This window comes from Streptomyces alkaliphilus, from assembly GCF_014141535.1.
Classification (GTDB): Bacteria; Actinomycetota; Actinomycetes; order Streptomycetales; family Streptomycetaceae; genus Streptomyces; species Streptomyces alkaliphilus.
This window is the reverse complement of the sequence record NZ_VKHT01000424.1, coordinates 1-4,292: the sequence shown is the minus strand read 5'-3', so window position 1 is coordinate 4,292 and position 4,292 is coordinate 1. Positions and strand designations below refer to the sequence as shown.

General features: G+C 69.9%; 5 protein-coding genes and 3 tRNA genes. 5 read left to right on the top strand and 3 right to left on the bottom strand.

Annotated features, from left to right (window positions below; translation table 11 throughout):
* From FNQ90_RS27415 to FNQ90_RS14245, 4 genes are all read left to right on the top strand, one after another.
* On the top strand, window positions 1-352 hold a 352-nt coding region (locus FNQ90_RS27415; RefSeq protein WP_228471176.1), incomplete at its 5' end, for a hypothetical protein.
* Entirely contained in the window at window positions 349-1,503 is a 1,155-nt protein-coding gene (locus tag FNQ90_RS14255) for a DUF3631 domain-containing protein (RefSeq protein ID WP_182606728.1), read from the top strand. The genes FNQ90_RS27415 and FNQ90_RS14255, both read left to right, overlap by 4 nt.
* Window positions 1,504-1,614: 111 nt before the next feature.
* On the top strand, window positions 1,615-1,827 hold the full coding sequence (locus tag FNQ90_RS14250; RefSeq protein WP_182606727.1) for a helix-turn-helix domain-containing protein: 213 nt from the start codon (window positions 1,615-1,617) through the stop codon (window positions 1,825-1,827).
* The gene (locus FNQ90_RS14245; protein WP_182606726.1) at window positions 1,827-3,029 is read left to right on the top strand and encodes a tyrosine-type recombinase/integrase; all 1,203 of its coding nucleotides are present in this window, start codon (window positions 1,827-1,829) and stop codon (window positions 3,027-3,029) included. Before FNQ90_RS14250 ends, FNQ90_RS14245 begins: the two co-directional genes overlap by 1 nt.
* A 101-nt stretch (window positions 3,030-3,130) precedes the next feature.
* On the opposite strand, the gene FNQ90_RS14240 is transcribed toward FNQ90_RS14245, so the two are convergent.
* The 3 genes from FNQ90_RS14240 to FNQ90_RS14230 form a co-directional block, all read right to left on the bottom strand.
* Window positions 3,131-3,204, bottom strand: a tRNA-Phe gene (locus FNQ90_RS14240).
* Between the two features lie 27 nt (window positions 3,205-3,231).
* Window positions 3,232-3,306: transfer RNA gene (locus tag FNQ90_RS14235), tRNA-Asp, on the bottom strand.
* 39 nt (window positions 3,307-3,345) lie between these two features.
* Window positions 3,346-3,418, bottom strand: a tRNA-Glu gene (locus tag FNQ90_RS14230).
* 248 nt (window positions 3,419-3,666) lie between these two features.
* Between FNQ90_RS14230 and FNQ90_RS14225 the strand changes: the two genes are divergently transcribed.
* Complete coding sequence (locus FNQ90_RS14225; protein ID WP_182606725.1) at window positions 3,667-4,029, top strand: metallopeptidase family protein; 363 nt, start codon at window positions 3,667-3,669, stop codon at window positions 4,027-4,029.
* Window positions 4,030-4,292: the final 263 nt, after the last annotated feature.

The window sequence follows — 4,292 nt, the reverse complement described above, 5'->3', positions numbered from 1 at the left end:
CTCCCTTAACAGCCCCTCCGCACCCACCGACCGGCCCGACCACGCCGGATCGACCCGGCCCCCGGTGGCGGTGGGCGGCCGACAGGACGTCGCCCGAAGGGCGCCCGAAGAAGGCTCGAACCCGCACCCGCCCACCGGACGGTTCCCGGTGGCGTGGCTGCACATCGTCGCCCCCGGACGCGGCACCACCCCGACCGCGAGCAGCTGGTGCGAGTGCGGGCACCGGGCCCGCGCCGTTGGCCGCCCCCGGGTGCTCGCCCTGATCGACACCCACCACCGGCACCGGGACGCCTGCCCGCTGCGCACCACCACCGACACCACCACGACGGACGAGAGGAGGTCGGCGGCATGAGCACCGAGCCGATCGACGGCGCGGCCCTGCTGGATGAGGTGGAAGCCTTCCACCGTCGTTTCAACGTCTTCCCCACCGAGGCCGCCTACGTGGCGGTGACGTTGTGGGACGCCCACGCGCACCTGTTGGACTGCTTCGACTCCACTCCGCGGCTGGCGTTCCTCTCCCCCGAACCGGGGTCGGGGAAGACGCGGGCACTGGAGATCGTGGAGATCCTGGTGCCGCAGCCCATGATGGCCGTGAACGCCAGTGCCGCCGCGCTGTTCCGCGCGGCATCGGGGGCGGAGGGGCGGCCGACGATCCTGTTCGATGAGATCGACACCGTCTTCGGCCCCAAGGCCGGGGACAACGAGGAGTTGCGCGGCTTCCTCAACGCCGGGCACCGCCGCTCCGGGGTCACCTACCGGTGCGTGGGCGACGGCGCCACACAGAACGTGGTCGCCTTCCCGTCCTACTGCGCGGTGGCCATGGGAGGGCTGGGGCACCTGCCCGACACGATCCTGACCCGCTCGGTCATCATCCGGATGAGGCGCCGGGCCAGGAACGAGAAGGTCGAACCCTTCCGCGCCCGGGTGCACGAGAAGCAGGGCCACGCGCTGCGCGACCGCCTGGCCCGCTGGACCGAAGCCGCCCGGCCCCTGGTGGACGGTGTCTTCCCCGAGATGCCCGAGGGCGTCACCGACCGTCCGGCGGATGTGTGGGAACCGCTGATCGCGGTCGCGGACGCGGCCGGGGGCGCCTGGCCCGCACGGGCCCGCGCGGCCTGTCTGGAGCTGGTCAACGCCTCCAAGACCGACGACAAGGGCAGTATCGGCATCCGGCTGCTGACCGATCTGCGCGATCACGTCCTCAACGGCATCGATCGCCTGCCCACCGTCGCGATCCTGGAGCGGCTCCACAGCCTGGACGAAGCCCCCTGGGCCGACATGGGTGGCAAGCCCCTGGACGCACGCGGCCTGTCCAAGCTGCTGCGCCAGTACGTGACGGCCGACAACGAGCCCGTGGCCGCCCGCAACATCAAGACCGGCGGCGGGGTCCTCAAGGGCTACTACGCGGCCGACCTGAGCGACGCCTGGGCGCGGTACTGCCCCCCGCCCCCGGAAAGTCCGCTACTTCCGCTACCGCCGCTACCGGCCAGCTCACAGCCCTGACAGCGGTAGCGGGAAGCAGCGATTTTCCCGCTACCACCATCACGCCTCTGACCAGCGAGGTAGCGGAGGTAGCGGAGGTAGCGGACCTCAGAAGAAGGGGGCGCCGCCCCCATGGAGTCAGCCGAGGAGAGCGCAGTGAACACCCCCCTGCCCGAAACCCTCACCGTGCCCGAGGTCATGACCGCGCTGCGGCTCAGCCGCAGCAAGGTCTACGACCTCATCCGAACCAGGCAACTGCCCAGCTTCACCGTCGGTCGCGCCCGCCGCATCCCGGCCGCCGAACTCACCACCTACATGAACAAGCGCATCGAGGAGAACCACTAGTGGCCAAGCGCGCCAACGGCGAAGGCAGCATCACCATTCGGAAAGACGGCACGTATCACGGCCGCGTGTATGTGACCACCACCAGTGGCATCCGCAAGCGGGTTTCGGTCTATGGCAAATCCCGTGATGAAGTGCGGCAGAAGATCACCGATTTGCAGTCGCGGGAGAACCAGGGGATTCCGGTGCCGGACACCAACATGAACCTGGAGGACTACCTGACCTACTGGCTCGCCAAGGTGGTCAAGGTCCACCGTCGGCCGAAGACCTATCAGGGCTACGAGAGTGTGGTCCGGGTGCATATCGTTCCTGGTCTCGGGCGGAAGAAGATCCGGACGCTCCGGGCCGCTGAGGTCCGCACGTGGCTGACCAGGGTCGCTGCCGAGTGCCAGTGCTGCAAACACGGCGTGGACAAGGCTCGGCCCGAACCGGAGTGCTGCGCGGCGGGGGAGTGTTGCGGAGCGGTGCTGTCCCGCCGGATGGTGCAGTCCATTCACGCGGTGCTGCGAAACGCACTTCAGAACGCCGTCCGCGAAGAGCTGATCGTGCGGAACGTCGCCCAGCTCGTACAGGTCCCAACTCCTACCTACGACACGGGGAAGGGGCTGAGCGTCGCCGAGGCCCGGCTGTTGCTTCGGGAGGCGGAAAAGGACCGGCTACACGCGCTCTACGTCCTTGCGCTCGTCATGGGGATGCGCCGGGGTGAGCTACTGGGGCTCCGCTGGGAGGCGGTGGCCATGGAGCGGGAGACTCTGATCGTGGAGCGCTCGCTTCAGCGTGTGAGCGGTGAGCTGACGCTCGTCGCTCCGAAGACCGCGACCTCGGTCCGGACGCTGCCGCTGCCGCCCCTCGTCGTCCGCGCGCTCACCGAGCACCGCGAGCGGCAGGCACAGGAACGGGCGGCGGCCGGCATGGCGTGGAGGGAACACGGACTCGTCTTCACCTCGCGGATCGGGACACCGCTGGAGCCGGACAACCTCCGGCGGTCCTGGTACCCGCTGCGGAAGCGGCTCGGGCTGAAGATCCGCTTCCATGACCTTCGCCACTCCGCGGTGACCCTGCTGCTGGACCTCGGGACACCGCCGCACATCGTCCGCCAGGTCGCCGGACACAGCGACATCGGGGTGACGATGAAGGTCTACGCCCACGCGTCCGTGGAGGAGCAGCGGAAGGCGCTGGAGAGGCTGGGGCACCGGCTCTCCTGAAGCCGCACTCAGCACTCCGTTGGCGTACCGGTTGGCGTAACGGTACACAAAAAGCCCGTCCTGCTGGTGCGGGACGGGCTTTCCGTGCTGCTCAAAGAAGGTGGCTGGGGCCGGGGTCGAACCGGCGACCTTCCGCTTTTCAGGCGGACGCTCGTACCAACTGAGCTACCCAGCCACGCAGCCCACCGAGATGAACTGCAAGCGGTCCTGACGGGATTTGAACCCGCGGCCTCCACCTTGACAGGGTGGCGAGCACTCCAAACTGCTCCACAGGACCTTGGAGATGTGCGAGACAAGTCTCGCACATGGTTGTACGTGCCCCCAACGGGATTCGAACCCGTGCTACCGCCTTGAAAGGGCGGCGTCCTAGGCCACTAGACGATGAGGGCTGGTGGCCCGCCTGACCGGCACTTCGCCGTCGGGGACGTGAGAAGCATATGGGATAGCCGGCGGTATCGCCAAAACCTTCTCCCGCCCGGTCCCGTCGGTCGCCGCTGCCCGGGGGGAACCACCGCCCCACCGGGTGCCGATGGACGGGGCCGCGCGGCGTGATCCGCACCCCGCCCCGCCGGGTTTTGCCGCCTCGTGCGCCGATCCGCCCGGGCCCGCCCGGGCCGGGGTGCCGCACAATGGCGGTGTGCTGGAGATGAGCCGCGAGGAGTTCGAGGATCTCGTCAGTCGGGCGCTCGACCGCATCCCGCCGGAGTTGACCCGGCTGATGGACAACGTCGCCGTCTTCGTCGAGGACGAGCCGCCACCCGAGGAACCCGAGCTGCTCGGGCTGTACGAGGGCACGCCCCTGACCGAGCGCGGGGAGTGGTACGCCGGGGTCCTCCCCGATCGGATCTCCGTCTACATGGGCCCCACGCTGCGGATGTGCGCGCGGGAGGGCGGGGACCGCGAAGCGGTGGTGGAGGAGGTCGAGATCACCGTCGTGCACGAGATCGCCCACCATTTCGGCATCGACGACGAGCGGTTGCACGCCCTCGGCTACGCCTGAGCGCGCGCGGCGGGGCGCCGGGCCGGCCGGGAGGATCCGGGCCGGCCGCCCCCGGCTCCTCCCGGCTCCTCCCGGCCGCGGGTTCACCGGCGGGCACCGACCCGGGGTGCGTCGCCGACCGGCGCGCGGTGAACTCGTCCGTGCCCGGGCCGTGTCCCGGGGGCGGGTCCGACCGTTGGGCAGGGCCACCCCGTCGTTTCCCCCGGAGGTGCCCGACCCGTGCGCCCCGTCCCGTTCACCGGACCCGCCGTTCGGCGTGTTCC